The organism is Enterobacter sp. TCD1-1, assembly GCF_020567405.1.
In the GTDB taxonomy this organism is placed as follows: domain Bacteria; phylum Pseudomonadota; class Gammaproteobacteria; order Enterobacterales; family Enterobacteriaceae; genus Enterobacter; species Enterobacter quasiroggenkampii.
Genome location: NZ_JAJCXF010000005.1, coordinates 46777 through 72636 on the forward strand (window position 1 = coordinate 46777; position 25860 = coordinate 72636).

Sequence of the window (25860 nt, forward strand, 5' to 3'; positions counted from 1 at the left end):
AAGCTTCGATTAAAGATCTTAACTTATTGTTATTTTGAAACAACCCTCTGCAACGCTGGGAAATACCTTTCCGAGCCACTTTCATGCATATTTAAAAATAGGGCATATACTCACTAATACGCCGCTCGGCGTTCTTTTGCGTGGAGTATTCATATGCTACCTAATAATGTTAGTCGCATCAGCGCTATCGCTGTTGCGGTACTGCTCGCGTTCTCTCTTTCTGCCTGCAGTGGAAGCGGTGGCGGCTCTCATCACTCAACGGCCAAAAATAACCCTGCGACGGGAAGCAGCAGCGGCTCAGGTGATGGAAGTGGCACGACCGCGAACAATGGCGGTTCGGGCAGCAACGGCTCGGGTACCGGGACGGGTTCAGGTACCGGGACAGGCGCTGGTGGCGGAACGGGTTCTGGTTCAGGATCGGGCTCAGGAGGCAATGGCAGCGGAGGAACCGGAACAGGCAACACGGGCGGTGGCGGAACCACTACCGCAGGCGTAAATACGATACTGGGTGATGCCGGTAAAACCGTAACCAGCGTCGGATCGACGGTGGATGGCCTTGGAAGCCAGCTTCCGACAAATAACCCCGTCACGTCAACCGTTTCAACCACCGTCAGCGGTGTTGGCAGTGCCGTGTCCACCGTGGGGACAGGCGTCACGACTGGCGTTGGCGATCCAAATAACCCGAACGGTGTGGGTACCACGGTTAAAGGCGTGACCACGTCGGTCACCTCCCTTGGCAATACCGTTTCAACGGTAGGCACGGGCCTGGCGAGCTCCACTTCCGGAACACCGGTCAGCGGCGTAACCGGCCTGACGGGCAGCGTGGTCAACAGCACCGGGCAACTGGTCAGTAACACCGGCACGGGTCTCACCAACACGGTAAGCAGCCCTGCGGTCACTCAGGTAACAACCGATACCACGACCCTGGCTAACAAGACGCTGGGCGGAGTACAAGGCGTGACGCAAAGCGTAGGTACCACAACGGGTCTCGGCACACCGGTCAACGGTCTGCTGACCCAGGTGGGCGGCACCGTCAGCGGCGTGGGGACCAACATTAGCAGCAGCAACAGCGGGCTTAGCGGTGTCGGTCAGGTCGTTCAAAATGTCGGCCAGACGGTCACGGATAGCGGTACGCTGGTCAAACCCGCCTCTTCGACAACGGGAGGAAGTTCAGGCTCTCTCACAGCCAATGCAAATGTGGCGGCCACGAACAACAGTCTGGGTGCAACGGTCAATACGACCCTCAATACCCTGACTGCAGGCGTTACGGCCAACGCAGCAACAACATCAAGTCAAAATACGTCAACAGCGAATCCGATTAACGGACTCAACACGTTAACCACCGGTCTGCTGACGCCAAAACAGTAACCTGCTTATTGTCATTCTGCGCCCCTGGTTCAGGGGCGCTTTATACAGCGACACTCCCCCTAACCGGGAATGATGAACAGGGATAGCGCGATGAAACACCACTTCCTTTTTTCGCTGACGGGGCTGGTTGTGCTGAGCATGGCCCGCGCCGATACACTGCCCTCTATTATTAACCCTGATAACCCGGCGCAAGTTTCTCGTAACGTTGCCCCCGAACAAACGGAGGCCGTCCCGCAGCCGAAAGTCAAAATAGAAAAACCGCAGTCAACGCTGACGCCTGAAACGCCCATTACCATTAATCACATTCAATTTATTGGCGGCACGCGTTATCCCTTGCAGGAATTACTTCAGCCCTTCAGGCCTTACGCCGGAAAAACCGTGCCGCTAAAAACGCTCACCGGGCTGGTAAACGATATTACGGCGCGCTATAAGGCTGACGGTTTTCCGCTCTCCTATGCGTGGCTGCCCGATAATAATTTCCAGCAGGGAAATATTAAAATTGTTCTGGTTGAAGGCTATGTCGCTCACAGCGACATCACCAGTAATAACCCGCACATCGCCGAACGTCTTAAACGTTTGTCCGAAAAAATCATGGCGGAAAAACCGCTGTCTCAGGATACGTTCGATCGCTACAGCCAGCTGATGACGCGCACCCCGAACGTTCCGGTCACGGCTAACGCACAGTTGCCAACCAATATTTATGGCGCGGCGGCGATGCAAATCACCGGCAACCAGGAGCGGAGCTGGAATATCGCCTCGACGATCGATACCCGTAAAGGGCAAGATTTAATGATGCTGAACGGCACGCTCAGCAACATGACAAGTTATGGCGATCAGCTTGGCGTGGCCACGCTTGTGCCGTTAGATAGCAACACGCGAAAAAACTATGTTGGGCTCAACTGGCAGCAGTTTTTAAACGATGAAGGGCTGACGATGCAGCTCAAAGGCAGCTATTACCGCGAAGATCCGCGAGATTTTTCGCCCCTGCTCTCTTTGCCGAATAATATCAGCGTCGATTCGAAGCAAAAAACAACGCAATACAACGGTGGCGTGACGTTTGGCTATCCCCTGCTGCTGACGCAAAAATCACAAATTAATCTGACCGGCGGTTTTGATTACACCGACCGCCAGGATGATTATGCTCTGCAGGCCAGACTGCAGGGCAAAACCTATCGTCTGGACTCCGTCAACCAACACGCGCGTTATCCGGCGCTGGAAGTGGGCGTTAATGGTGCGCATCAGTTCACAACCGCCAGCATCAGCGGCCGACTCAACGTGCGTCAGGGCATTGATGCGATGGGTGCCGATATCGTCTCGGCTCCCAGGCCCGATATGAATTTCACGCTCACGAAAAGCTATCTGGACGCAGCCTGGCTGTTTGCCGACAAGTGGCGGCTTTCAACGTCCTGGGAGGGTGACTGGTCAAATAACACGTTGCCAGAACCCGAACGCGTTAGCTTCGGTGCCCAGCGGTTTGGCCGTGGATACCAGGACAGTGAAGCAAGCGGTGATTACGGCTATGGCGGGCAGGTAGAACTGCGCTATATCCAGATGCGAAAAGAGAGTACCTGGCTTGCCACAATCCAGCCCTACATCCTGGCCGATACCGCGCAAACCTGGTTTAACACCTCAGGTTTGCCTCATCAACGGCTCGGGTCAGTGGCGACCGGCGTGATGGTAGGCGATACCCGCCACTATAGCGTCACGGTTGAGGCGGCAAGACCCGTAGGGGATGTTCCGACAGACAGTCGCAACAGAGACTGGCGCTACAGTCTGACGTTTACGTGGAATTTCAATAAAATGCAGTAAGCCTTTCAGCCCGAATACTGACAGGATCAACGCAGTGCAGCGCGTGGGTTGGACAGGCCTCCACGCAGGCCGGTCCGCCTTCGCGATGACGGCACAAATCACATTTCAGCGCTTGTGCCCTGTTTCCCACCAGCCGTACCTGCATCGCCCCAAACGGACAGGCGACCATACAGCTCTTGCAGCCAATACAGCGCGTCTGCTCAACAAGCCAGGCGCCCGCCGTACGGCTGATGGCATGGGTTGGGCAGACGTTGGCACAGGGGGCGTCCTCGCACTGATGGCACCCCACCGCCGTTGTGAAGTCGTCCCCTTTCACCACCCGAAGGCGGGAGGTAAAAGCCTGCGCGGTGAAATCGTCCTGATGCGCGACCGCACAGGCCACTTCACAGGTGCGGCACCCGATGCATTTTTCCGCATCCGCCATGATAAATCGGTTCATCTGTTACGCCTCGCGTACGTTAAAACCCAGCTCTTTTGAGATAGCCTCTGCCGTTTCGCGCAGCGGTTTGAGCAGGTTCTTCTCGCCCACCTGCTTCATGCGCGACGTCGATAGCGAGATAGAGATCGCATACGGGACGCGGCCGTGAATATCAAACACCGGCACGGCAATACAGGAGACTCCCAGCTCGTTCTCTTCTTTGTCCATCGCCATGCTGCGATCGCGAATTTCCGCCAGTTCATCATACATGGCGCTCAGTTCAGTGATGGTGTTGCGCGTCAAAGGTTGGATCTGTTCCTGATGGCTTTCCCAGTAGCTCGCCACGTAATCCTGATGGCCAAACGCCATGTAGATCTTGCCCATCGCGGAACAGTAAAGCGGCATATGCTGGCCAATATAGGCGCGCGTGCGCAGCATACCGGTTGTCGGTTCGAGCTTATAAATCAGGATGGCGTGGTCATCTTCCCGGCTGGAGAAGTTCACCGTCTCGCCGGTCGCAATGTTCAGCGCTTCGAGGTGCGGAGCGGCCACGTGAATGATATTCAACGACGACAGCGCCTTTTGCCCGACGGCGATAAATTTGGTGGTCAGGCGATAGCTTCCTGCGGCGGGTGCCGGGGTCACGTACCCGCACGACTGTAGCCCCTGCAGCAAGCGGTGCACGGTGCTCTTGTTCAGCCCCGCCAGTTCCGATAAATGCGCAAGCGGACACCCGTTCGGATAGTTGCTGAGGATCTCAATCAGCATCAGGCCGCGAAATAAGCTCTGGCTGCCTGCTGGCCTCTCTTTTTCTTGCGTCATTTCGCTCTCTTTCATGCTCATTACATGGCTCCTTTTCATCGCGACCTGATGGTAGCGCAAAGTGTGGGTCAGTTCACGATCTCAACAGAAAAAACACAACCAGTTGATTTTAATCGATTTTGAAAAACATGAATGTCGTTGATCTGACAAAATATGATCGCTATATTTGAAATCATATTTCGCATAGTGGAATTTAGCGATAAAAAAGCACTCACACTTGCCCTTAAAAGAACAGGAGAACAGGGATGAAAGTGACCTTCGAAGAGTTGAAAGCGGCGTTCAATCGGGTTCTGCTCGATCGCGGCATAAAAGCGGAAACCGCAGACGCTTGCGCCGAGATGTTTGCCCGCACCACGGAATCCGGCGTCTATTCGCATGGTGTGAACCGCTTCCCGCGCTTTATTCAGCAGCTTGATGCAGGGGATATCATTCCTGACGCCCAGCCCAAACGGGTGATGACATTAGGCGCCATCGAACAGTGGGATGCGCAGCGCTCCATTGGCAACCTGACGGCGAAGAAGATGATGGATCGCGCCACCGAGCTGGCGTCCGATCACGGCATTGGTCTGGTGGCACTGCGTAACGCGAACCACTGGATGCGCGGCGGCAGCTACGGCTGGCAGGCGGCGGAGAAGGGCTATATCGGCATTTGCTGGACCAACTCGATTGCCGTGATGCCCGCGTGGGGATCAAAAGAGTGCTGCATCGGCACGAACCCGCTGATCGTTGCCATTCCGTCGAACCCTATCACCATGGTCGACATGTCGATGTCGATGTTCTCCTACGGCATGCTGGAGGTGAACCGCCTGGCCGGGCGCGCGTTGCCGGTAGATGGCGGCTTTGACGACGAAGGTCACCTCACCAGAGAGCCGGGCGTGATCGAGAAAAACCGCCGTATTCTGCCCATGGGCTACTGGAAAGGGTCCGGCTTATCCATCGTCCTCGATATGATCGCCACCCTGCTCTCAAACGGATCTTCCGTCGCGGAAGTGACCCAGGACAACAGCGACGAGTACGGCGTATCGCAGATCTTCATCGCCATTGAGGTGGATCGTCTGATCGATGGCCCAACCCGCGATGCCAAACTGCAGCGCATTATGGACTTCATCACCACCGCCGAACGCGCGGATGAGAATGTCGCCATCCGTCTGCCGGGGCATGAATTTACCCGTTTGCTTGAAGAGAACCGCTGCAACGGCATCACGGTTGACGACAGCGTGTGGGCGAAAATCCAGTCTCTGTAAGGAGTGGGCCATGATATTCGGACATATTTCCCAGCCAAATCCGTGTCGCCTGCCGCGGGCAATTGAAAAAGCCCTTCATTTTCTGCGCACGACGGATTTCTCTCTCCTGGCGCCAGGCGTAGTAGAAATTGAAGGTCGCAACATTTTTGCCCAGGTTCTGGATCTGACAACAAAGGATCTGCACGAGAATCGCCCGGAAGTGCATCGCCGCTATCTGGATATCCAGTTCCTGGCCTGGGGTGAAGAGAAAATCGGTATCGCGATTGATACCGGTAATAACGAAATAAGCGAATCATTACTGGAACAGCGCGATATTATTTTTTATCACGACAGTGAAAATGAGTCGTTTATCGAAATGATACCCGGCAGCTATGCCATATTTTTTCCGCAGGATGTGCACCGTCCTGCCTGTATTAAAAACAAGGAAACCACAATTCGTAAAATTGTGGTGAAAGTGGCAATCAGCGAATTAGATTAATTTTCTGAGATACCCTAAATAATTCGAGTTGCAGGAAGGCGGCAAGAGAGTGAATCTCCAGGAGCTTACATAAGTAAGTGACTGGGGTGAACGAGCGCAGCCAACGCACATGCAACTTGAAGTATGACGGGTATAAATACAGGAACGCGAAATGACCAACACCAGTTTTATTATTGGTGCGTACCCCTGCGCACCCTCGTTTCACCAGAAAGGCGAACAAGAAGAACAAACCTTCTGGCGGGAACTTTCCGACACGCCGAATATTCGCGGGCTGGAACAGCCTTGCCTTGAAAATCTTCATCCTCTTGGTGACGAATGGCTGTTCCGCCATACCCCGGGGGACTGGCAAATCGTGGTCACGGCTGTAATGGAAACCATGCGCCGCCGCGGCAGCAACGGCGCATTTGGCCTGGCCTCGGCTGACGACGCGCAGCGTAAAGCATGCGTGGACTTTTACCGGCATCTGCACCAGAAAATTAACGCCGTGAATGCCCGTTATCCAGGCAAAGTGATTGCTCTGGAAATGCAGGCCGCCCCGCAGGCGGGCAATGCTTCCGTCGAACAGGCTACAGAAGCGTTTTCCCGCTCGGTTCGGGAAATCGCGGGCTGGGACTGGGACTGCGATCTGGTGCTGGAACACTGCGATGCCATGAACGGCCCGGCACCGCGCAAGGGCTTCCTGCCCCTGGAGCAGGTGCTGGAGGTGGTGAAAGACACGGATATCAGCGTCTGCATCAACTGGGCGCGGTCGGCCATCGAAGGCCGTAACACCACCCTTCCCCTTGACCACGTTCAGGCCGCGCTTAATGCCAGGAAACTGGGTGCGCTGATGTTTTCAGGCACCACCCCCGGCGGGGAGTATGGTGAATGGCAGGATCTGCACGCGCCATTTTCCTCCTTCTGTGCCGACAGTCTGATGTCCACTGAACGTGCAAAAGCACTCTTTACTACGGCGAGCGCCGCAACGTTGAAATTCTCCGGTATTAAATTACTGGAAATAAATGCTAATGCTGATGTCAGCCATCGCATCGCCATTTTGCGCGACGGTATCAGCGCAATGAATAAAGCAACGCAATAACAATAAGAAAAGTTTATTCCGGTTACCTACTGAGAGATTAACTATGAATATTTCTACTCATGCTCTACATGCGGATATTCCGCGCCAGCGCTGGCTAAGAATCATTCCTCCTATTCTTATCGCCTGTATTATTTCATATATGGACCGCGTGAATATCGCGTTTGCAATGCCGGGAGGGATGGACGAAGAATTAGGTATTACCGCCACCATGGCAGGCCTCGCGGGCGGCATATTCTTTATCGGCTATCTGTTCCTGCAGGTACCCGGCGGCAAGATTGCGGTGCACGGTAGCGGCAAGAAATTTATCGGCTGGTCACTGGTCGCCTGGGCGGTGATCTCGGTGCTCACGGGTCTCGTGACGAATCAGTACCAACTGCTGGTGCTGCGCTTCTTACTCGGCGTGGCGGAAGGCGGGATGCTACCCGTTGTGCTCACCATGATCAGCAACTGGTTCCCGGATGCCGAACGCGGTCGCGCCAACGCAATTGTGATCATGTTTGTACCCATCGCCGGGATAATCACCGCCCCGCTGTCGGGCTGGATTATCACCGCGCTTGACTGGCGCTGGCTGTTCATCATTGAAGGTCTGATGTCCATTGTTGTGCTGGTGCTCTGGGCATTCACGGTCTACGACCGTCCGCAGGAAGCCCGCTGGATCTCAGCGGCAGAGAAAAACTATCTGGTACAAACGCTGGCGGCTGAACAGCAGGCCATCGCCGGAAAAGAGGTGAAAAATGCCTCGCTCAGCGCGGTGCTGTCTGACAAAACCATGTGGCAACTGATCGCCCTGAATTTCTTCTATCAGACCGGGATTTACGGTTACACCCTCTGGCTGCCGACCATTCTGAAGGAGCTGACGCACACCAGCATTGGTCAGGTGGGGATGCTCGCCATCCTGCCCTACATCGGCGCCATTGCGGGCATGTTCTTGTTCTCCTCGCTTTCTGACCGCACCGGCAAGCGCAAGCTGTTTGTCTCCCTGCCGTTGATTGGCTTCGCGCTCTGCATGTTCCTCTCCGTAGCCCTGAAAGCAAACATCTGGCTGGCCTATGCCGCACTGGTGGGCTGCGGTTTCTTCCTGCAATCCGCCGCCGGCGTGTTCTGGACGATCCCGGCAAGACTGTTTAGCGCAGAGATGGCGGGCGGCGCGCGCGGCGTGATCAACGCCCTGGGCAACCTCGGTGGCTTCTGCGGCCCGTATGCCGTTGGCGTGCTGATCACCCTGTACAGCAAAGATGCGGGCGTCTACTGCCTGGCCGTTTCACTCGCGCTGGCGTCGCTGCTGGCCCTGCTGTTGCCGGCGAAATGCGATGCCGGGGCAGAGCCCAATCCCACGGTAAATCCCCATAAACGTGCGGCCTGATGCCCTCACCCCAGCCCTCTCCCACGGGGAGAGGGAGAAAACCAAACCGTAGGCCGGGTAAGCGCAGCGCCACCCGGCAATTAAGCGAGATGAAGATGAGTGAAAAAGAGACCTTCTGGCTGGGTATCGATTGTGGCGGTACTTATCTTAAAGCCGGTTTATACAACAGCCAGGGCAAAGAAGTCAGTATCGAACGCCGCTCCGTTGCCACGCTCAGCCCGCGAGCGGGCTACGCCGAGCGGGATATGCATCAGCTGTGGCAGCACTGCCACGCAACCATCGCCGCGTTGCTCAAGAATGCAGGCGTAAACGGCAACCAGATCAATGGGGTCGGCATTTCTGCTCAGGGTAAAGGGCTGTTTCTGCTCGATAAACAGGACCAACCGTTGGGCAACGCCATCCTCTCCTCCGATCGCCGGGCACTGGAGATTGTGCAGCGCTGGCAGCAGGACGGCATTCCCGAAAAACTCTACCCGCATACGCGCCAGACGCTGTGGACCGGGCATCCGGCCTCGCTTCTGCGCTGGGTCAAAGAGAACGAGCCGCAGCGCTATCAGCAGATTGGCTGCGTGATGATGGCGCACGACTATCTGCGCTGGTGCCTGACCGGCGTGAAGGGCGGTGAAGAGAGCAACATCTCCGAGTCCAATCTCTACAACATGAATACCGGGCAGTATGACCCGCAGCTTACGCGCTGGCTCGGGATCAGCGAGATTGACGGCGCCCTGCCGCCGATTGTCGGTTCAGCAGAAATCTGCGGGGAAATCACCGCTCAGGCAGCCGCCCTTACCGGTCTCGCGGCGGGCACGCCCGTCGTGGGGGGACTGTTTGATGTGGTTTCCACCGCGCTCTGCGCCGGACTGCAGGACGAGCACACGCTGAATGCCGTGATGGGCACCTGGGCCGTCACCAGCGGGATAGCCAGTGCGCTTCGCAGCAACGAACCCTTCCCCTACGTTTATGGCCGTTACGTGCATCCGCAGCAGTACATCGTTCACGAAGCCAGCCCGACCTCGTCTGGCAATCTTGAGTGGCTCACCGCGCAGTGGGGCGACATGTCGTTCAGCGAGATCAACCACGCCGTTGCCAGCCTGCCGAAAGCCGAAAGCGATGTGTACTTCCTGCCGTTCCTCTATGGCAGCAACGCCGGGCTGGAGATGACCAGCGGCTTCTACGGGATGCAGGCGCTACACACCCGCGCGCATCTGCTGCAGGCGGTTTATGAGGGCGTGGTGTTCTGCCACATGACCCACCTCAACCGCATGCTTGAACGCTTTACCCACGTTCATGCCCTGCGCGTGACGGGGGGTCCAACCCATTCGGACGTGTGGATGCAAATGCTTGCGGACGTCAGCGGGCTGGCGATTGAACTGCCACAGGTAGAAGAGACCGGCTGTTCTGGCGCGGCGCTGGCCGCCCTGGTCGGCACCGGCGTGTATCCCGATTTCCATACGGCGCAATGCGCCCTCCGACACGACATTCGTGTCATTGAGCCTGACATGCGCGCCCATGCGGCCTATCAGCGCAAGTATCAGCGCTATCAGCTACTGATTTCAGCACTACAGGGCTATCACGCCCGAGTTAAGGAGAACAACCTATGAGCCGACCATTACTGCAGCTGGCGCTCGACCATACCTCTCTTCAGGCCGCGCAGCGTGATGTCGCGACGCTTGCCGATCACGTTGATATCGTCGAAGCGGGCACCATTTTGTGCCTGACCGAAGGGCTAAACGCCGTGCGCGCCCTGCGCGAGCAGTGCCCGGATAAAATCATCGTTGCGGACTGGAAAGTGGCCGATGCCGGAGAAACGCTGGCAGAGCAGGCATTTGGCGCGGGTGCAAACTGGATGACCATCATCTGCGCCGCCCCGCTGGCCACCGTTGAACGCGGCCACGAGGTAGCCCTGCGCCGCGGGGGGGAAATCCAGATGGAGCTCTTTGGTCACTGGACGCTGGACGATGCTCGCGCATGGCATCGCATCGGCGTGAAGCAGGCCATTTATCACCGCGGACGTGACGCACAGGCGAGCGGCCAGCAGTGGGGTGAGGCGGATCTCGCAAAAATGAAAGCGCTCTCCGATATCGGTTTGCAGCTTTCGGTTACCGGCGGTATCACCCCCGCCGACCTGCCGCTGTTTAAGCAAATCAACGTCAAAGCCTTTATTGCCGGACGCGCGCTGGCAGGTGCCGCCAATCCACCGCAGGTGGCACAGGCATTCCATTCGCATATTCGCGACATCTGGGGAGCGTAACCATGCGTCTGCATCCGTTAGGTATTTACGAAAAAGCGCTGCCAAAAGATCTCTCCTGGCCCGAGCGGCTGGTACTGGCGAAAAGCTGCGGGTTCGATTTTGTCGAGATGTCTGTCGATGAAACCGACGAGCGATTATCACGCCTCGACTGGAGCACCACGCAGCGCGCCTCTCTGGTGGAAGCGATGCTGGAAACCGGCGTGGCGATCCCCTCTATGTGCTTGTCTGCCCACCGTCGCTTCCCGTTTGGCAGCCGCGATGAGACCGTGCGCGAACGCGCCCGTGAGATCATGAGCAAAGCCATCAGGCTGGCGCGTGATTTAGGCATTCGCACCATCCAGCTTGCCGGGTATGACGTCTATTACGAAGCGCATGACGAGGGGACGCAACAGCGCTTTGCCGACGGGCTGGCCTGGGCCGTAGAACAGGCCGCCGCCGCACAGGTGATGCTGGCGGTGGAGATCATGGACACCGCGTTTATGAACTCCATCAGCAAATGGAAAAAGTGGGACGACATGCTCGCCTCACCGTGGTTCAGCGTTTATCCGGACGTCGGCAACCTGAGCGCGTGGGGTAACGACGTCACCGCCGAGCTGACGCTGGGCATTGACCGCATTGCGGCTATTCACCTGAAAGATACCCAACCCGTCACCGCACAAAGCCCCGGGCAGTTCCGCGACGTGCCGTTTGGCGAGGGTTGCGTCGATTTCGTTGGCGTGTTTAACACGCTGCATCAACTGAACTATCGCGGCGCATTTCTGATTGAAATGTGGACCGAAAAAGCAAAAGAGCCGGTGCTGGAGATTATCCAGGCGCGCCGCTGGATTGAAGCCCGTATGCAGGAAGGAGGCATGACATGCTAGACGAACTTAAAGCCGAGGTACTGGCAGCAAACCTGGCGTTGCCCGCCCACCAGCTGGTGACGTTTACCTGGGGCAACGTCAGCGCAGTGGACCGCAAAAGCGGCATGATGGTCATTAAACCGTCCGGTGTGGAATACAACGTGATGACGGCGGAGGATATGGTGGTGGTGAATATCGCCACGGGCCAGGTTATTGAGGGGAATAAAAAGCCCTCTTCAGACACGCCTACCCATCTTGCGCTGTATCGTCGTTACCCGGAGATTGGCGGCATCGTGCATACCCATTCGCGCCACGCCACTATCTGGTCCCAGGCGGGGCTGGATTTACCGGCCTGGGGAACCACGCACGCGGACTATTTCTACGGGACCATCCCCTGCACGCGCCTGATGACCACGGCAGAGATTGCAGGAGAATACGAATACCAGACGGGTGAAGTGATCATCAAAACCTTCGAGGAGCGCGATCTTAGCCCGATGCAGATCCCGGCGGTGCTGGTCCACTCCCACGGCCCGTTCGCTTGGGGTAAAGACGCGGCCGATGCGGTTCACAATGCCGTGGTGCTGGAAGAGTGCGCCTATATGGGCCTGTTCTCTCGCCAGCTCGCGCCACAGCTTCCGGTTATGCAGCAGGAACTGCTCGACAAGCATTATCTGCGCAAGCATGGAGCCAATGCCTATTACGGGCAGTGATCATAGATAGAGGCTTTAGGGAACAGCAGTACAGGCACGATCGTAGGCCGGGTAAGGCAAAGCCGCCACCCGGCTTTACCACATCAGAAACGCCAGGTCAGGCCGGTCATCAGCGCGAAGCTGTCGTCGCGGTCGATCATCGGGCTATTCTTCACGTCGTCAGGCAACACGGTGTAGACCGCGCTGGCATTGAGATACAGCTTCTGGGTTAACTGATATTTAGCCGCCAGACCAACGTATGGCGTCCAGCTGTCACCGGCAGTGTATTGATCCAGTCCGGAGCGGCGAGACTCGCTGCCGGATACGCCGTAGTAGTAGTCGTTATAGCTTTCGTCGCTGTAGAACACACCCACAGAAGGCGTCAGGGTCAGGCGATCCATTTTGATTGGACGGAAGTATGATACTTCGCCGACCACGCCGCCGCTTTCATCCGTGGCATCACCAGAGACCGCCACTTTCAGCGACCCCCAGCTCTCGTGGCGGTAGTACGCACCGCCGAGGAAGGCGGACGCTTTACGCTCATCCAGCTGCTTCATCTGATGGTCGTCATTATCGTCAGGGTCGAAATGCAGCGGCATCCACGTTGCGGTCAGGCTTAATTCATTTTTTGCATCTTTCCACAGGATCCATCCGCCCGTGGTCTGGCGAACGTAAAAGCGATCGCCTTCGTAGCTAATTAACGGTACCGCAGTCGTATTTTCGTTATAGCCTTTGTATGGAGACTCATTAAATACAGCCCCCGCTCCAAGTGAAAATTCCCCGGCTATGGCAGACGTTGATGCAAATAACGTGGCAGCGATGAGTAAATTGTATTTAATAGTCATTCTATGTAATCCATTTAAATGCCAAACAAGCGAGGCGCATAATAATGGTTACAAAATTGCCAATGCAACGCTGCGGTTTATATAATATTATATATAAAATCATATAGATGGGTGTGCATGATGAGTACATTACAGCTAAAACCACGCGAATTAAAAATTATCTCCGTCATCGCCGCCACCCACAGCATTGGTGATGCCGCCGCCCTGCTGGGTATGGCGCAGGCCAACGTCAGTAAATATCTGTCTGATTTTGAAACGCGGGTTGGGCTCAAGGTCTTTGAGCGCACCACGCGCCAGCTGGCCCTGACCCAGTTTGGTGAAGCGTTACTCCCCTACGTGAACGCCACGCTGGATAAGAACAGCCAGCTTGTTAATTTCATTGCTGATTATAAGCACGAAAAGCGCGGAAAAGTGACGATCTATGCCCCAACAGGTATCGTGACCTACCTCGCGCGACACGTGATCCATCAGATAGAAGACATCGGTGACATCCGCATCTCCCTGAAAACCTACAATCTGGACCGGAATGAATTTTCAGAAGGCGTTACCTTTCCGGATGACTGCGACATTTTAATTACCTATGCTCAGCCAAAAGACGAAAGTCTGGTTGCCAGCGTGCTGACAAAATATTCCGTTACGGCCTTCGCAACCGTAGAATATTTAAATAAACATCCCTTAACCGGACCTGAAGATTTAATTAATCACTCCTGTATTCTCATTGACTCCATGCTGGTCGATGATGCCAACATCTGGCGTTTCCGCGTGCACGGCAGCGATGACGTGCACGACTACCGGGTGACCGGTAATTATATTTGCGACAATACGCAGACTGCCCTGGAGTTGGCCAGAAATAATCTTGGGATTGTTTTTGCACCAAAAGAGAGTCTGAAAAAGGAATTAACGAAAGGCATGCTGGTCCCCTGCTTCCCGCATCAGGAAGAGTGGTGGCTCGATCTGACGGCCATCTTCCGCAAACGCGAATACCAGCCCTGGCGCGTGCAATACGTTCTGGATGGCGTCCTTAACTGTCTGCGCCAGCAAATTGCTCAGGCCGCCCACGGACGGCCTGAGCTGGGCGACTAGAACAGCCCCAGTGGCTTATCGGAATAGCTGACCAGCAGACATTTGGTCTGCTGGTAATGCTCCAGCATCATCTTGTGGGTTTCACGTCCGATGCCCGACTGCTTATAACCGCCAAATGCCGCGTGCGCCGGATAGGCGTGGTAGCAGTTGGTCCAGACGCGCCCGGCCTGAATGCCGCGGCCCATTTTATAGGCCAGATTACCGTTGCGACTCCAGACGCCTGCGCCCAGGCCATACGGCGTGTCGTTGGCAATCTCCAGCGCCTCCTCTATCGTTTTAAAGGTGGTCACGGCCAGCACCGGGCCGAAAATCTCCTCCTGGAAAACGCGCATGTTGTTCTGGCCGAAGAGGATCGTCGGCTCAAGGTAATAGCCGTCCTGCAGATCCCCTCCCAGCACCTTACGACGCCCGCCGGTGAGAATATCCGCCCCCTCTTTCTTGCCGATGTCGATGTAGTTGAGGATCGTTTCCAGCTGTCCGTGCGAGACCTGCGCCCCCATCTGGGTAACGTTATCGAGCGGGTTACCGCTGCGGATAGACTCAACGCGGCGAATGGCCCGCTCCATAAAGCGCTCGTAGATGGATTCCTGCACCAGCGCGCGGCTTGGGCAGGTGCAGACTTCGCCCTGGTTAAACGCAAACAGCGCAAACCCTTCCAGGGCTTTATCGAAGAAGGCATCCTCTTCCTCCATCACGTCCGCGAAGAAGATGTTCGGGGATTTCCCGCCCAGTTCCAGAGTCACCGGGATAATGTTCTGCGTGGCGTACTGCATGATCTGCTGGCCCACCTCCGTCGACCCGGTAAACGCCACTTTGGCGATACGTTTTGAGGTAGCCAGATATTCGCCTATCTCCCCGCCCGCGCCGTTCACCACGTTAATCACGCCCGGCGGCAGGAGATCGCCAACGATTTCCATCAGCAGCAGGACCGAGAGCGGGGTCAGACGCGCCGGTTTGAGCACAATACAGTTTCCGGCCGCCAGCGCGGGCGCCATTTTCCAGCTCGCCATCAGCAGCGGGAAGTTCCACGGAATAATTTGCCCGACGACGCCCAGCGGTTCGTGGAAGTGATACGCCACGGTGTCGCTGTCGACTTCGCTGATCCCGCCCTCCTGAGCGCGAATACAGGAGGCAAAATAGCGGAAGTGGTCAATAGCAAGCGGCACGTCAGCCGCCATCGTTTCCCGGATCGGCTTGCCGTTATCCCAGGTTTCCGCCGTCGCCAGCAGCTCCAGATTCTGCTCCATCCGGTCGGCGATTTTGAACAGGATCGCCGCCCGGTCCTGCACGGAGGTGTGAGCCCATTTCTCTTTCGCTTTGTGCGCCGCATCCAGCGCCAGGTCGATATCACGCTTACCGGAGCTGGCAATCTCGCACAGCGGCTGGCCGGTAACCGGGGTCAGGTTGGAATAGTATTCGCCGTCGACGGGAGCGACCCAGTCGCCGCCAATAAAGTTGTCATAACGGGGCTTCAGCTTGAGGGGAAAACCATACTCGCCGGGCTGGATACGCGATGAGGGAGGATTGTTTGTCATGTCCGTCTCCTTGCTGTTGGTGTACAACAAGGGTAGTTCCGGCTGGCGATTTTCTCGCCAGCCGGTAACGGTGTTTACGACTGAGGTCACGGAGTTTCAGGAAATAATAACGAATCGCGCAACAGATGATCGTTACCGCGACGGCGGGTAAAGCCGATGCGGTTGAAGTATTCCAGGATCTGGATCGCCAGCTTGCGCCCCACGTTCAGCCGATCGCGGAAATCCGCTGCGCAGGTCGAGCCGCGCGCCTGATCCAGCTCGCGGATCAGGTTGGCAAACGCCACAATGCGATCGTTACGGTAGTAACGATCTTTCACGATCGCGACGATTAGCCCCTGCTGCGCCGCATGGCGCAATACCTGGCGCATCACCTGCTCATCGGTATTGGTTTCCCTGGCCAGATCGCGAACCCACCACGGCTCATCACCAAACAGCGGGGCCGCTTTTTGCCATATGGCCTCTTGCTCGGCGGTGAACCCGGCCTTGTGATCCGGCAGGTGCAGCCAGCCGTGGTGGCTTTTAATCACTCCGCTTTCGCGCATGTTTTCGATCAGCAGCAGCACCAGCGCATCGTCTTCCATCGGCAGCGCCATGCGTCGCAGACGCTCGCGCCCCGGGCCAGGCTCGTCCTGATGCTGTTCATGGTAAGTCGCGAGCGTGTTCAGTATCTTACGCTGCCAGTGCGCAGCAACCGGGGCATTGAGCAGGCTGTTGCCGGCCTGAATAAAGCCCGGCTCCTGGGTCAGCTGCCGTAAGCCTTCCCCGCTCAGCTGGCGTGCCCATGCAAAATCACGCAGACTCACCGCCCCGCGATCGAGGTGCACCCGCAGCGCGGCGTTATCCTCTCTGGCGTCTGCCAGCGCGGCAAGCCACTGCAAATATTCCGGCTTACGCTTGCCGCGTCGGGGTGGGTTAAGCGCCACCACGCGCGCGCCCGCCAGCGTTTCCCTTGCAGAAATGTCACGCAGTACCAGACGATCGTTATCTGCCAGCCAGAGCGGCGAATCGAATACCAGCTCGGCAAGGTCGTTTTCCAGCAGCGACACGCGCCCGGTGATATGGCTGGCCGCGTGGTGAATATGCAGCGGCTGCCATTGGGTCAACGGCATGTGTGTCTGCAGGGAGACAATCACGCGTTCAGACGGTTCCGGCGGGGCATCGGCCAGCAGCCAGTCTCCGCGATTAATCTGCTCTTTTTCCGCATCCCCGGCAATGTTCAGCGCGATACGCTGCCCGGCGTGGGCACGGTCAGCGGGCTGGTTTTGTGCATGCAGCCCGCGCACGCGCATCGGTTTATTCACGCCCGTCAGCCAGAGCGTATCTCCCACGCTGACTTCACCACTCAGCGCGGTGCCGGTCACGACCAGCCCCGCACCTTTTACGGTAAACGCCCGGTCGATCGCCAGACGGAAACGATGATGGCTGGCGTGGTCGCGTGTTGAAAGGTTCTGCAAATGGTGGCGAAGTTCGTCGATACCACGCCCTTCTGTCGCCACGGTGACAAAAAGCGATGCGTCGGCAAAACCATACTCCCGCAGAGTCGCCTGGACCGTTTCGCGCACCTCGCTGACGCGCGCATCATCCACGCGATCGGCTTTGGTCAGCGCCACGGTCAGCTGCGGGTTGCCGGTTAGCTGCAGGATCGCCAGGTGCTCGCGGGTTTGCGCCATCACGCCGTCATCGCAGGCCACCACCAGCAGGGCATGATCGATGCCACCCACGCCCGCCAGCATGTTGGACAGAAACTTTTCATGCCCCGGCACATCAATAAAGCCCAGCACGCGACCATCAGGCTGGGGCCAGTAGGCATAGCCCAGATCGATGGTCATGCCGCGCTTTTTCTCTTCCGGCAGGCGATCGGCGTTTACGCCGGTAATGGCCTGCAGTAACGTGGTTTTTCCGTGGTCGACGTGACCGGCGGTGGCAATAATCATTTCAACAACATCTCCAGAAATCGCTCTTCATCTTCAAGGCAGCGCAGATCCAGCCACATTCGGCCGTCGTAAATCCGCCCGATAACCGGCGTCGGCAGGCCACGCCAGCGCGACGACAGCGCCTCAAGCTGGCTGCCGCGCCCGTCACGCGGTGTGAACGTCAGCGCCTCACTCGGCAGCCTGTCCACCGGCAGCGACCCGCTGCCAATCTGCGACTGGCAGGGCTCAATGCGAACGTCAAAATCGGGGTAATGCGCGGCGACGCGCGGCAGCAGTAACTCGGCCTGGGCGCGAATCGAGGCGGCATCGCGGCTTAACAGACGCAGCGTGGGCAGGCGGTCGGCCAGTTTTTCCGGGTGGAGATAGAGCCGCAGCGTCGCTTCCAGCGCGGCAAGCGTCATTTTATCGGCGCGCAGGGCGCGCTTAAGCGGGTGCTGCTGCAGCTGCGCAATCAGCTCGCGCTTGCCGACGATAATCCCGGCCTGCGGCCCGCCCAGCAGTTTGTCGCCGGAAAAGCTGACCAGGCTCACGCCCGCCGCAATCATCTCTTGCGGCATCGGCTCTTTTGGCAGCCCGTACAGGCTCAGATCCACCAGCGAGCCGCTGCCGAGATCGGCAATCACCGGTATATTCAGTTCGCGCCCAATCGCCGCCAGCTCCGCCTCGTCAACCGTTTTGGTGAAGCCTTCAATATGGTAATTGCTGGTGTGGACCTTCATCAGCAGGGCGGTATTTTCATTCACCGCCGCGCGATAATCTTTCGCATGGGTACGGTTTGTCGTGCCCACTTCATGCAGCGTGCAGCCCGCCTGGCGCATCACGTCCGGGATGCGAAACGCCCCGCCAATCTCCACCAGCTCGCCGCGGGACACCACCACCTCTTTGCCGCTGGCGGTGGCCGCCAGCATCAGCAACACCGCGGCGGCGTTGTTATTCACAATGCAGGCATCTTCCGCGCCGGTCAGCTGGCACAGCAGCTCCGCCAGCGCGCGGTCGCGGTGCCCGCGTCCGGCGCCGTCCAGATCGTACTCCAGCGTCACGGGTGTTCGCATGGCCTGCACGACCGCGGCAACGGCCTCTTCCGCCTGCTGCGCGCGCCCCAGGTTGGTATGCAGCACGGTACCCGACAGGTTTATCACCGGGCGTAACGCGCTTTGCGCCTTCTCATCCAGCCGCTGTTCAACTTCCTGCTCCCACGCGCTACACCAGTCGGGCAAGGCGTTTTCTGCCTGAATCGCGCAGCGGGCTTCGTCCTGAAGCAGGCGTAACATTTCCACCGTCGCGGTATGGCCGAAACGCTCAACAACAGCATGAATGCGGGGTTCGCGAAGAAGACGGTCGGTAGCGGGGATCTGGCTGTACAGCGAATGATGAGTAGTCATGAAAGCGCCTGGCGAGTAAATATCTTCCCCCCTCCCGACGGGAGAGGGAGTTAACATGTGAGGGGATTGTACCGCCTCCGACGGCGAAGTGTTATAACCCGCGTCAAGCCTTTGGCGGTTCGGTACGGGCAAAGCTCTCGCGGCTAAACAGCGTGTCAGCAAGCTTCACCAGCAGCGGACGGTCGACGCACCAGCCCGGGGAGACGCGGCGGAAGTTGAGATAACCAATCGCGCAGGCGATGGCGATGGTCCCCAGGTTCAGGCTGTCGGTGTCGATCTTACCCTCCCGGATTAGCTGTTCGCATCTGTCCAGGCTGCGGCTGATTTTTTCCCGCTGGCGTAACAGTTCCGTTTCCGACTGCTGGGCGGCGTGCCTTGCCTGTTCCCGTACGGAGGTTAACGCCGCATCCATAATACCATCGGCAAGGGCTTCAACCTGCTTCACCGCCAGCGCCGCTTTTGGGTCTGCTGGCAGCATTGCCGGGGCAACGCCCAGCAGCTCGATATACTCCGCAATAATCGGGGAATCAAACCAGTATTCTCCCTCGTCTGTGACCAGCGCTGGCACTTTTCCCAGCGGGTTGTACTGCGCGACGCCGTTTTCCGCGTTGTAGGGCTGTTCATTCACGAATTCAAATTCAATCCCCTTCTCCAGCAGGAGAATCGAGATTTTTCGCACGAAGGGACTGGTATAGCTGCCGATGAGTTTCATTGCCTGATCCTTGATGCCGGAAAAAAGTCAGTATGGATCAAGCGATGAAAAAAGGGCAGGTCTGCATGTCGCATTCCCGCCCTGGAAGGATTAGTGATCGAGGTAGAGGTAGTGCATCCAGCTGGTCATACGCAGCAGTACTTTACGCATGACCGAGACGTGGGCGAAGTGGTCCGAATAGACCGCCACCTGGGCATAGATACCGTCCGGCAGGGCATCGACTTCCGCGTTGGGTTCCAGCTCAATAAGTGCCTGAACGCCGTCCGTTCCCGGCACCACCGTCAGCGACTGCAGCGCGCCCTGCGCCTGATAGGTTCCCCCCGGCACCACCGGCAGAATACTGGTGAGCTTCCCGGAGAAGACCTGGCCCGGCAGCGCGTTAAACACCACTTCCGCTTCATCGCCCGGCTTCAGACGCAGCAGCGAGTTCTGACGGAACTGGGCCACAATCTGACGCTTCTGTTCAGGGATAAAGACCATCACCGGACGCAAAGGCAGCGCGGCGGCATAGGTTCCCGGACGAATCAGTACCTGAGTGATATAACCATTGCTCGGCGCACGCACCACGGTCTGGTCCAAATTGTATTTGGCTTCGGCAAGCTGGGCGCGTAAGGACGCAATCTGCGACTGTTCACCGTTCACCATGCTGTCTAACTGGCTTTGGATCTGCACCTGTTCAGCCACGGAGCCTTTCACCAGCGCATCCTGTGCCAGATAGTTCTGACGCGCGTTGTCGATATCGCTTTCAGAGAACGGGTTCACCTTCGCCTGGCTGCCTTTCAGGTAGCGCTGATAATCTTTATAGAGGCGATCGCGTTCAGCGGAGACGCGCGTGGTATTGGCAACGGCTTCCGCCAGCTGCGCCTTCAGATTATCGATATTGTGCGTCGCGGTCACCAGGTCGGCCTGAAGTCTGTCGACGCGCGCCTGATAGCGGCCTGGATCCAGTTTAAATAACACTTCGCCTTTTTTAATGAGCTGGTTATTTTTATCGGTCACTTCGCTGACCACACCGGTCACCTGCGGCGTGATTGGAATAGAAATAACCGCTTTTTGCGCCGTAAAGGTATACGGGTGGTTATAGTTCATTAACAGAATAAGTCCGGCAACAATAAATACGCCGCCTAATGTTGCGGTGGCAAGCGTCCACTGGTTGACCGGAATTCGGAATATTTTAAAGATGGCCCAGGCAAATGCCACGTAGGTCAAAATAATCAACAGATCCATGATTAGCGCTCCAGCGTGTTCTTATCAGCAGCAGGCTTTACCGCGCCCAGCTTTTGTTCGAGTTCCGCCACGCGTTTGGCGAGCGCATCCATGCCCGGGACCTCATCAGGCTTTGTGATGTGGTTTTGCATGCCCCAGCCGCGATCCTCGCGGTACAGCGTGGCCCAAATCCACAGGAATGGCCAGATGGCATGAAGCGTAAACAGGCTAATCCAGCCAGCCGTATGAATGGCATCGGCATGCGGATGGTTACGCTTTTTGGCCATATTATAAGGAATATCATGGATGGCGATGATTCCGTAAAAGAGAACCAGAAATACAAAAATCAATACGCCCAGCGCAAAATAGTTGAGAAACATATTCTCCTCACTTAAACAACGTCAACTCATTAAATTAATAAAACGGTACGCAACCTAATTAATTTTTTATAAACACGGGGTTGTGCTTACTATTTCCGAGCCGGGGAGTATCGGTTTTTATAATATCTCCATGCAAGTTTATAAGCGTGTCAAAATATATCCTGAATAATAATAGACTTAACCTTACAATATGAGCGTAATCCACCTTTTAACTTTTCGCCATACCACACATCAAAAGTGGTTTTTTAGCTTATCGTGTCGTGCAATATCATCCAGGCGCTGAATCGCGAAGCAGAGTTTGCCGCCGATCACAGCCGGAGAAATCCGCATAAAAATATTTTGTGAAATCAGTCACAATCCAGAAACAAACCCACCAGAACAAAACGTGACAACAATCACATAAAAGGGTGGATTTTGCTTTTTTTGTCGCCATTGTATTTTTTTTGCCCGCAGATTTTGTGATTGAGATCACTCCATTGATATCCCTACCCCCTGCCTTTACGTGACACGCATCACACAAATTTTCCCTGTCTGGACAGTTGAACGATTCAGTGCCAGATTTCACAGCATCAGAACAGGGTCCGGCTACCTCTGCCGCCTCATTAACAATAAACCTCGGGCCGCAAGCCTAAGCGTAAACAGAAGAAGGGGTGTTTTATGTCATCCGATTTCAAGATCAAAGTTCAAAGCTTTGGTCGTTTCCTCAGCAACATGGTGATGCCAAATATCGGCGCGTTTATCGCGTGGGGTATCATCACCGCATTGTTCATTCCGACAGGGTGGTTGCCTAACGAAACGCTGGCGAAACTTGTTGGCCCAATGATTACCTATCTCCTGCCGCTGCTCATCGGTTTCACCGGGGGTCGTCTGGTGGGCGGTGACCGTGGTGGCGTCGTGGGTGCCATCACAACCATGGGTGTTATCGTCGGTGCGGATATGCCGATGTTCCTCGGTGCGATGATTGCCGGTCCTCTGGGCGGCTGGGCGATTAAGAAATTCGACGTCTGGGTTGATGGTAAGATCAAATCCGGCTTCGAAATGCTGGTGAACAACTTCTCTGCGGGCATCATCGGGATGATCCTCGCCATTCTGGCGTTCCTCGGCATTGGCCCTGCGGTTGAAGTGCTGTCCAAAATTCTGGCGGCAGGCGTTAACTTCATGGTGGCGCACGAGATGCTGCCGCTGGCGTCTATCTTCGTTGAACCGGCGAAAATCCTGTTCCTTAACAACGCCATCAACCACGGCATCTTCTCGCCGCTGGGTATCCAGCAGTCTCACGATCTCGGCAAGTCTATCTTCTTCCTGATTGAAGCCAACCCGGGTCCAGGTATGGGCGTTCTGCTGGCGTACATCTTCTTTGGCCGTGGCAGCGCTAAACAGTCTGCTGGCGGCGCGGCGATCATCCACTTCCTGGGCGGTATCCACGAAATTTACTTCCCTTACGTGCTGATGAACCCACGTCTGATCCTGGCCGTTATCCTCGGCGGTATGACCGGTGTGTTCACCCTGAGCGTGCTGGGCGGCGGTCTGGTTTCTCCGGCCTCTCCGGGTTCTATCCTGGCGGTACTGGCGATGACGCCAAAAGGCGCTTACTTCGCGAACCTCGCGGCTATCTTTGCGGCAATGGCCGTCTCCTTCGTGGTCTCTTCTATCCTGCTGAAAACCAGCAAAGTGAAAGAAGATGATGACATCGAAGCCGCAACCCGTCGTATGCACGACATGAAAGCCGAATCCAAAGGCGCGACGCCACTGGCAGCCGGTGATGTCTCTAACGACCTGAGCCACGTGCGTAAAATCATCGTTGCCTGCGACGCCGGTATGGGTTCCAGCGCAATGGGTGCAGGCGTGCTGCGTAAGAAAGTGCAGGATGCGGGCCTGACCAATATTTCCGTGACCAACAGCGCCATTAACAGCCTGCCGCCGGATGTTGACCTGGTTATCACGCACCGCGATCTGACCGAACGCGCCATGCGTCAGGTACCACAGGCACAGCACATTTCGCTGACCAACTTCCTCGACAGCGGCCTGTATACCAGCCTGACCGAACGTCTGGTTGCCGCGCAGCGTCACGAAGACAACGAAGTGAAAGTGCGTTCCAGCCTGCAGGACAGTTTTGACGAGAGCAACGCCCACCTGTTTAAGCTAGGTGCGGAAAACATCTTCCTCGGTCGTACCGCGGCCACCAAAGAAGAAGCGATTCGCTTTGCCGGTGAGCAGCTGGTGAAAGGCGGCTACGTTCAGCCTGAATATGTCGACGCGATGCTGGAACGCGAAAAACTGACCCCAACCTATCTGGGCGAATCCATCGCGGTGCCGCACGGTACGGTTGAAGCGAAAGATCGTGTCCTGAAAACCGGCGTCGTATTCTGCCAGTACCCGCAGGGCGTGCGTTTCGGTGAAGAAGAAGACGACATCGCCCGTCTGGTGATTGGTATCGCCGCTCGCAACAACGAGCACATTCAGGTGATTACCAGCCTGACCAACGCGCTGGATGATGAGTCCGTCATTGAGCGTCTGGCCAATACCACCAGCGTTGAAGAAGTTCTGGCTCTGCTTAACAAATAACAGTACTCCTCCCTCTCCCCCCGGGGAGAGGGCTAGGGTGAGGGGAAAACGTTCCTCACCCCAGCCCTCTCGGGTAAAAACATTGATGAAGGTTAATACTATGAAAGCATTACATTTTGGCGCAGGTAATATCGGTCGTGGTTTTATCGGTAAACTGCTGGCAGACGCGGGCATTACCCTGACATTCGCCGATGTGAATCAGGTTGTCCTGGATGCCCTGAATGCCCGTCATAGCTATCAGGTCCATGTGGTCGGTGAAAACGAGCAGGTTGAGACGGTATCTGGCGTCAACGCGGTCAGCAGCATCGGCGACGACGTTATTGACCTTATCGCCAGCGTCGATCTGGTCACCACCGCCGTAGGTCCGGTTGTGCTTGAGCGTATCGCCCCTGCGGTCGCGAAAGGCCTGGCAAAACGTAAAGCGCAAGGTATCGATACCCCGCTGAACATCATCGCCTGTGAAAACATGGTGCGCGGCACCACGCAGCTGAAAGGCCACGTGCTCAACGCTGTGGCAGACGAAGACAAAGCCTGGGTGGAAGCGCACGTGGGTTTTGTGGATTCCGCCGTGGATCGCATCGTTCCGCCTTCCGAATCCGCGACCAACGATCCGCTGGAAGTGACCGTAGAAACCTTCAGCGAGTGGATCGTCGATAAAACCCAGTTTAAAGGCGCGCTGCCGACCATTCCGGGAATGGAATTAACCGATAACCTGATGGCATTTGTCGAACGCAAACTCTTCACGCTGAACACCGGGCATGCTATAACCGCGTACCTCGGAAAATTGGCCGGTCATCAGACCATTCGTGACGCGATCCTCGATGAGAAGATCCGCGCAGTGGTAAAAGGGGCAATGGAAGAGAGCGGCGCGGTGCTGATTAAACGCTACGGTTTCGATGCGGATAAACACGCAGCATACATCCAGAAAATCCTCGGTCGCTTTGAAAACCCGTATCTGAAAGATGACGTTGAGCGCGTGGGCCGCCAGCCGCTGCGTAAGCTGAGCGCGGGCGACCGCCTGATTAAGCCGCTGCTGGGCACGCTGGAATACGGTCTGCCGCACGCCAATCTGGTGAAAGGGATTGCCGCCGCAATGCACTACCGCAGCGAGCAGGACCCGCAGGCGCAGGAACTGGCTCAGCTGATTGATACCCAGGGCGCGCAGGCTGCGCTGGCGCAGATTTCCGGTCTGGACGCCAACAGCGACGTGGTTGTGGAGGCGGTTAACGCATACAACGCAACCAAATGATGCAGAATGCGGCGCAGGTTAGCCTGCGCCCGGATAACAGATTGTCAGATATGCAGGCAATAATGGAACAAACCCAGGCCTTTGAAAATCGTGTGCTTGAGCGTCTGAATGCTGGCAAAACCGTACGAAGTTTCCTGATTGCCGCCGTCGAGCTGTTAACCGAGGCGGTGAATATCCTGGTGCTTCAGGTGTTTCGCAAAGACGACTACGCGGTAAAATATGCTGTAGAACCGTTACTGGACGGAGACGGACCGCTGGGCGATTTATCCGTGCGTCTGAAGCTGATTTATGGTCTTGGCGTGCTGAACCGACAAGAGTATGAAGATGCAGAGCTGCTAATGGCGCTGCGCGAAGAACTCAATCATGACGGTAATGAATACACCTTTACCGACGATGAAATCCTGGGGCCGTTCGGCGAGCTGCACTGCGTCACCGCGCTTCCTCCGGCACCGCAGTTTGATAACAGCGACCCTGAGCTCTACGCGATGCAAAAGCTGCGTTATCAACAGGTTGTCCGTTCCACGATGGTTCTCTCCCTGACTGAGCTGATTTCCCGAATCAGCTTAAAAAAAGCGTTTCAGAAGTAAGCCTGCTCACATTGGTGTAT

General features: G+C 56.5%; 23 protein-coding genes. 14 read left to right on the forward strand and 9 right to left on the reverse strand.

Going from position 1 to position 25860, the window contains the following annotated elements; all coding sequences use genetic code 11:
• Positions 1–153 precede the first annotated feature (153 nt).
• The gene (locus LJA86_RS18035) at positions 154–1368 is read left to right on the forward strand and encodes a collagen-like triple helix repeat-containing protein (RefSeq protein WP_229226534.1); all 1215 of its coding nucleotides are present in this window, start codon (positions 154–156) and stop codon (positions 1366–1368) included.
• A gap of 90 nt (positions 1369–1458) precedes the next feature.
• Positions 1459–3177, forward strand: a complete 1719-nt coding sequence (locus LJA86_RS18040) for a ShlB/FhaC/HecB family hemolysin secretion/activation protein (protein WP_229226535.1) — start codon at positions 1459–1461, stop codon at positions 3175–3177.
• Here the strand turns inward: LJA86_RS18040 and LJA86_RS18045 are convergent.
• Positions 3161–3616, reverse strand: coding sequence for a 4Fe-4S dicluster domain-containing protein (locus LJA86_RS18045; protein WP_229226536.1), 456 nt, complete (start codon positions 3614–3616; stop codon positions 3161–3163). The two genes, LJA86_RS18040 and LJA86_RS18045, sit on opposite strands and share 17 nt — an antisense overlap.
• A gap of 3 nt (positions 3617–3619) precedes the next feature.
• Positions 3620–4438 (reverse strand): IclR family transcriptional regulator YiaJ, encoded by an 819-nt coding sequence (yiaJ, locus tag LJA86_RS18050; RefSeq protein ID WP_021242452.1) that lies wholly within the window; start codon positions 4436–4438, stop codon positions 3620–3622.
• Between the two features lie 224 nt (positions 4439–4662).
• On the opposite strand from yiaJ, the gene yiaK reads away from it, so the two are divergent.
• The 8 genes from yiaK to araD all read left to right on the forward strand — a co-directional run bounded on the left by yiaK (position 4663) and on the right by araD (position 12383).
• Positions 4663–5661, forward strand: a complete 999-nt coding sequence (yiaK, locus tag LJA86_RS18055) for a 3-dehydro-L-gulonate 2-dehydrogenase (RefSeq protein ID WP_167214663.1) — start codon at positions 4663–4665, stop codon at positions 5659–5661.
• A 10-nt stretch (positions 5662–5671) separates the two neighbouring features.
• On the forward strand, positions 5672–6139 hold the full coding sequence (locus tag LJA86_RS18060; protein WP_196365556.1) for a YhcH/YjgK/YiaL family protein: 468 nt from the start codon (positions 5672–5674) through the stop codon (positions 6137–6139).
• A gap of 151 nt (positions 6140–6290) precedes the next feature.
• Positions 6291–7217, forward strand: a complete 927-nt coding sequence (locus LJA86_RS18065; protein WP_111967666.1) for a DUF4862 family protein — start codon at positions 6291–6293, stop codon at positions 7215–7217.
• A 43-nt stretch (positions 7218–7260) separates the two neighbouring features.
• A complete protein-coding gene (locus LJA86_RS18070; protein ID WP_025910539.1) occupies positions 7261–8580 on the forward strand; it encodes an MFS transporter in 1320 nt (439 codons plus the stop codon).
• Between the two features lie 95 nt (positions 8581–8675).
• A complete protein-coding gene (locus LJA86_RS18075) occupies positions 8676–10181 on the forward strand; it encodes an FGGY-family carbohydrate kinase (protein ID WP_048028171.1) in 1506 nt (501 codons plus the stop codon).
• Entirely contained in the window at positions 10178–10831 is a 654-nt protein-coding gene (gene ulaD / locus LJA86_RS18080) for a 3-keto-L-gulonate-6-phosphate decarboxylase UlaD (RefSeq protein ID WP_048226564.1), read from the forward strand. Before LJA86_RS18075 ends, ulaD begins: the two co-directional genes overlap by 4 nt.
• Before the next feature lie 2 nt (positions 10832–10833).
• Positions 10834–11694: an L-ribulose-5-phosphate 3-epimerase gene (locus LJA86_RS18085; protein WP_196352846.1), complete on the forward strand. Its 861-nt coding sequence runs from the start codon at positions 10834–10836 to the stop codon at positions 11692–11694.
• Positions 11688–12383, forward strand: a complete 696-nt coding sequence (araD, locus tag LJA86_RS18090) for an L-ribulose-5-phosphate 4-epimerase (protein WP_069720500.1) — start codon at positions 11688–11690, stop codon at positions 12381–12383. Before LJA86_RS18085 ends, araD begins: the two co-directional genes overlap by 7 nt.
• An 83-nt stretch (positions 12384–12466) precedes the next feature.
• On the opposite strand, the gene LJA86_RS18095 is transcribed toward araD, so the two are convergent.
• Positions 12467–13207 (reverse strand): MipA/OmpV family protein, encoded by a 741-nt coding sequence (locus tag LJA86_RS18095; protein ID WP_229226537.1) that lies wholly within the window; start codon positions 13205–13207, stop codon positions 12467–12469.
• Positions 13208–13324: 117 nt separating this feature from the next.
• Here LJA86_RS18095 and LJA86_RS18100 point away from each other — a divergent pair, with 117 nt between their 5' ends.
• Entirely contained in the window at positions 13325–14290 is a 966-nt protein-coding gene (locus LJA86_RS18100) for a LysR family transcriptional regulator (protein WP_063622816.1), read from the forward strand.
• Here LJA86_RS18100 and aldB read toward each other — a convergent pair.
• The 6 genes from aldB to LJA86_RS18130 form a co-directional block, all read right to left on the reverse strand.
• Complete coding sequence (gene aldB, locus LJA86_RS18105) at positions 14287–15825, reverse strand: aldehyde dehydrogenase AldB (RefSeq protein ID WP_048028094.1); 1539 nt, start codon at positions 15823–15825, stop codon at positions 14287–14289. The two genes, LJA86_RS18100 and aldB, sit on opposite strands and share 4 nt — an antisense overlap.
• Positions 15826–15911: 86 nt before the next feature.
• Entirely contained in the window at positions 15912–17759 is a 1848-nt protein-coding gene (gene selB, locus LJA86_RS18110) for a selenocysteine-specific translation elongation factor (protein ID WP_229226538.1), read from the reverse strand.
• Entirely contained in the window at positions 17756–19141 is a 1386-nt protein-coding gene (gene selA / locus LJA86_RS18115; RefSeq protein WP_229226539.1) for an L-seryl-tRNA(Sec) selenium transferase, read from the reverse strand. The genes selB and selA overlap by 4 nt, the downstream gene beginning before the upstream one ends.
• A gap of 103 nt (positions 19142–19244) precedes the next feature.
• A complete protein-coding gene (locus LJA86_RS18120) occupies positions 19245–19853 on the reverse strand; it encodes a glutathione S-transferase (RefSeq protein ID WP_229226540.1) in 609 nt (202 codons plus the stop codon).
• A 90-nt stretch (positions 19854–19943) separates the two neighbouring features.
• A complete protein-coding gene (locus LJA86_RS18125; protein WP_025758413.1) occupies positions 19944–21080 on the reverse strand; it encodes an HlyD family secretion protein in 1137 nt (378 codons plus the stop codon).
• 2 nt (positions 21081–21082) lie between these two features.
• Entirely contained in the window at positions 21083–21439 is a 357-nt protein-coding gene (locus LJA86_RS18130; protein ID WP_045907895.1) for a DUF3302 domain-containing protein, read from the reverse strand.
• Positions 21440–22096: 657 nt separating this feature from the next.
• Here LJA86_RS18130 and LJA86_RS18135 point away from each other — a divergent pair.
• The 3 genes from LJA86_RS18135 to mtlR all read left to right on the forward strand — a co-directional run bounded on the left by LJA86_RS18135 (position 22097) and on the right by mtlR (position 25840).
• Positions 22097–24004, forward strand: coding sequence for a PTS mannitol transporter subunit IICBA (locus tag LJA86_RS18135; RefSeq protein ID WP_045907896.1), 1908 nt, complete (start codon positions 22097–22099; stop codon positions 24002–24004).
• A gap of 100 nt (positions 24005–24104) precedes the next feature.
• Entirely contained in the window at positions 24105–25253 is a 1149-nt protein-coding gene (gene mtlD, locus LJA86_RS18140) for a mannitol-1-phosphate 5-dehydrogenase (RefSeq protein ID WP_045907897.1), read from the forward strand.
• Positions 25250–25840 carry a mannitol operon repressor MtlR gene (gene mtlR, locus LJA86_RS18145; protein WP_047071159.1) on the forward strand — a complete coding sequence of 197 codons (591 nt, stop codon included), beginning with the start codon at positions 25250–25252 and terminating at the stop codon, positions 25838–25840. Before mtlD ends, mtlR begins: the two co-directional genes overlap by 4 nt.
• The last annotated feature ends 20 nt before the right edge of the window (positions 25841–25860 follow it).

Coding starts and splice junctions, on each gene's coding strand:
- LJA86_RS18035 (WP_229226534.1), top strand. CDS start 154: ATGCTACCTAATAATGTTAGTCGCATCAGCGCTATCGCTGTTGCGGTA.
- LJA86_RS18040 (WP_229226535.1), top strand. CDS start 1,459: ATGAAACACCACTTCCTTTTTTCGCTGACGGGGCTGGTTGTGCTGAGC.
- LJA86_RS18045 (WP_229226536.1), bottom strand. CDS start 3,616: ATGAACCGATTTATCATGGCGGATGCGGAAAAATGCATCGGGTGCCGC.
- yiaJ (WP_021242452.1), bottom strand. CDS start 4,438: ATGAGCATGAAAGAGAGCGAAATGACGCAAGAAAAAGAGAGGCCAGCA.
- yiaK (WP_167214663.1), top strand. CDS start 4,663: ATGAAAGTGACCTTCGAAGAGTTGAAAGCGGCGTTCAATCGGGTTCTG.
- LJA86_RS18060 (WP_196365556.1), top strand. CDS start 5,672: ATGATATTCGGACATATTTCCCAGCCAAATCCGTGTCGCCTGCCGCGG.
- LJA86_RS18065 (WP_111967666.1), top strand. CDS start 6,291: ATGACCAACACCAGTTTTATTATTGGTGCGTACCCCTGCGCACCCTCG.
- LJA86_RS18070 (WP_025910539.1), top strand. CDS start 7,261: ATGAATATTTCTACTCATGCTCTACATGCGGATATTCCGCGCCAGCGC.
- LJA86_RS18075 (WP_048028171.1), top strand. CDS start 8,676: ATGAGTGAAAAAGAGACCTTCTGGCTGGGTATCGATTGTGGCGGTACT.
- ulaD (WP_048226564.1), top strand. CDS start 10,178: ATGAGCCGACCATTACTGCAGCTGGCGCTCGACCATACCTCTCTTCAG.
- LJA86_RS18085 (WP_196352846.1), top strand. CDS start 10,834: ATGCGTCTGCATCCGTTAGGTATTTACGAAAAAGCGCTGCCAAAAGAT.
- araD (WP_069720500.1), top strand. CDS start 11,688: ATGCTAGACGAACTTAAAGCCGAGGTACTGGCAGCAAACCTGGCGTTG.
- LJA86_RS18095 (WP_229226537.1), bottom strand. CDS start 13,207: ATGACTATTAAATACAATTTACTCATCGCTGCCACGTTATTTGCATCA.
- LJA86_RS18100 (WP_063622816.1), top strand. CDS start 13,325: ATGATGAGTACATTACAGCTAAAACCACGCGAATTAAAAATTATCTCC.
- aldB (WP_048028094.1), bottom strand. CDS start 15,825: ATGACAAACAATCCTCCCTCATCGCGTATCCAGCCCGGCGAGTATGGT.
- selB (WP_229226538.1), bottom strand. CDS start 17,759: ATGATTATTGCCACCGCCGGTCACGTCGACCACGGAAAAACCACGTTA.
- selA (WP_229226539.1), bottom strand. CDS start 19,141: ATGACTACTCATCATTCGCTGTACAGCCAGATCCCCGCTACCGACCGT.
- LJA86_RS18120 (WP_229226540.1), bottom strand. CDS start 19,853: ATGAAACTCATCGGCAGCTATACCAGTCCCTTCGTGCGAAAAATCTCG.
- LJA86_RS18125 (WP_025758413.1), bottom strand. CDS start 21,080: ATGGATCTGTTGATTATTTTGACCTACGTGGCATTTGCCTGGGCCATC.
- LJA86_RS18130 (WP_045907895.1), bottom strand. CDS start 21,439: ATGTTTCTCAACTATTTTGCGCTGGGCGTATTGATTTTTGTATTTCTG.
- LJA86_RS18135 (WP_045907896.1), top strand. CDS start 22,097: ATGTCATCCGATTTCAAGATCAAAGTTCAAAGCTTTGGTCGTTTCCTC.
- mtlD (WP_045907897.1), top strand. CDS start 24,105: ATGAAAGCATTACATTTTGGCGCAGGTAATATCGGTCGTGGTTTTATC.
- mtlR (WP_047071159.1), top strand. CDS start 25,250: ATGATGCAGAATGCGGCGCAGGTTAGCCTGCGCCCGGATAACAGATTG.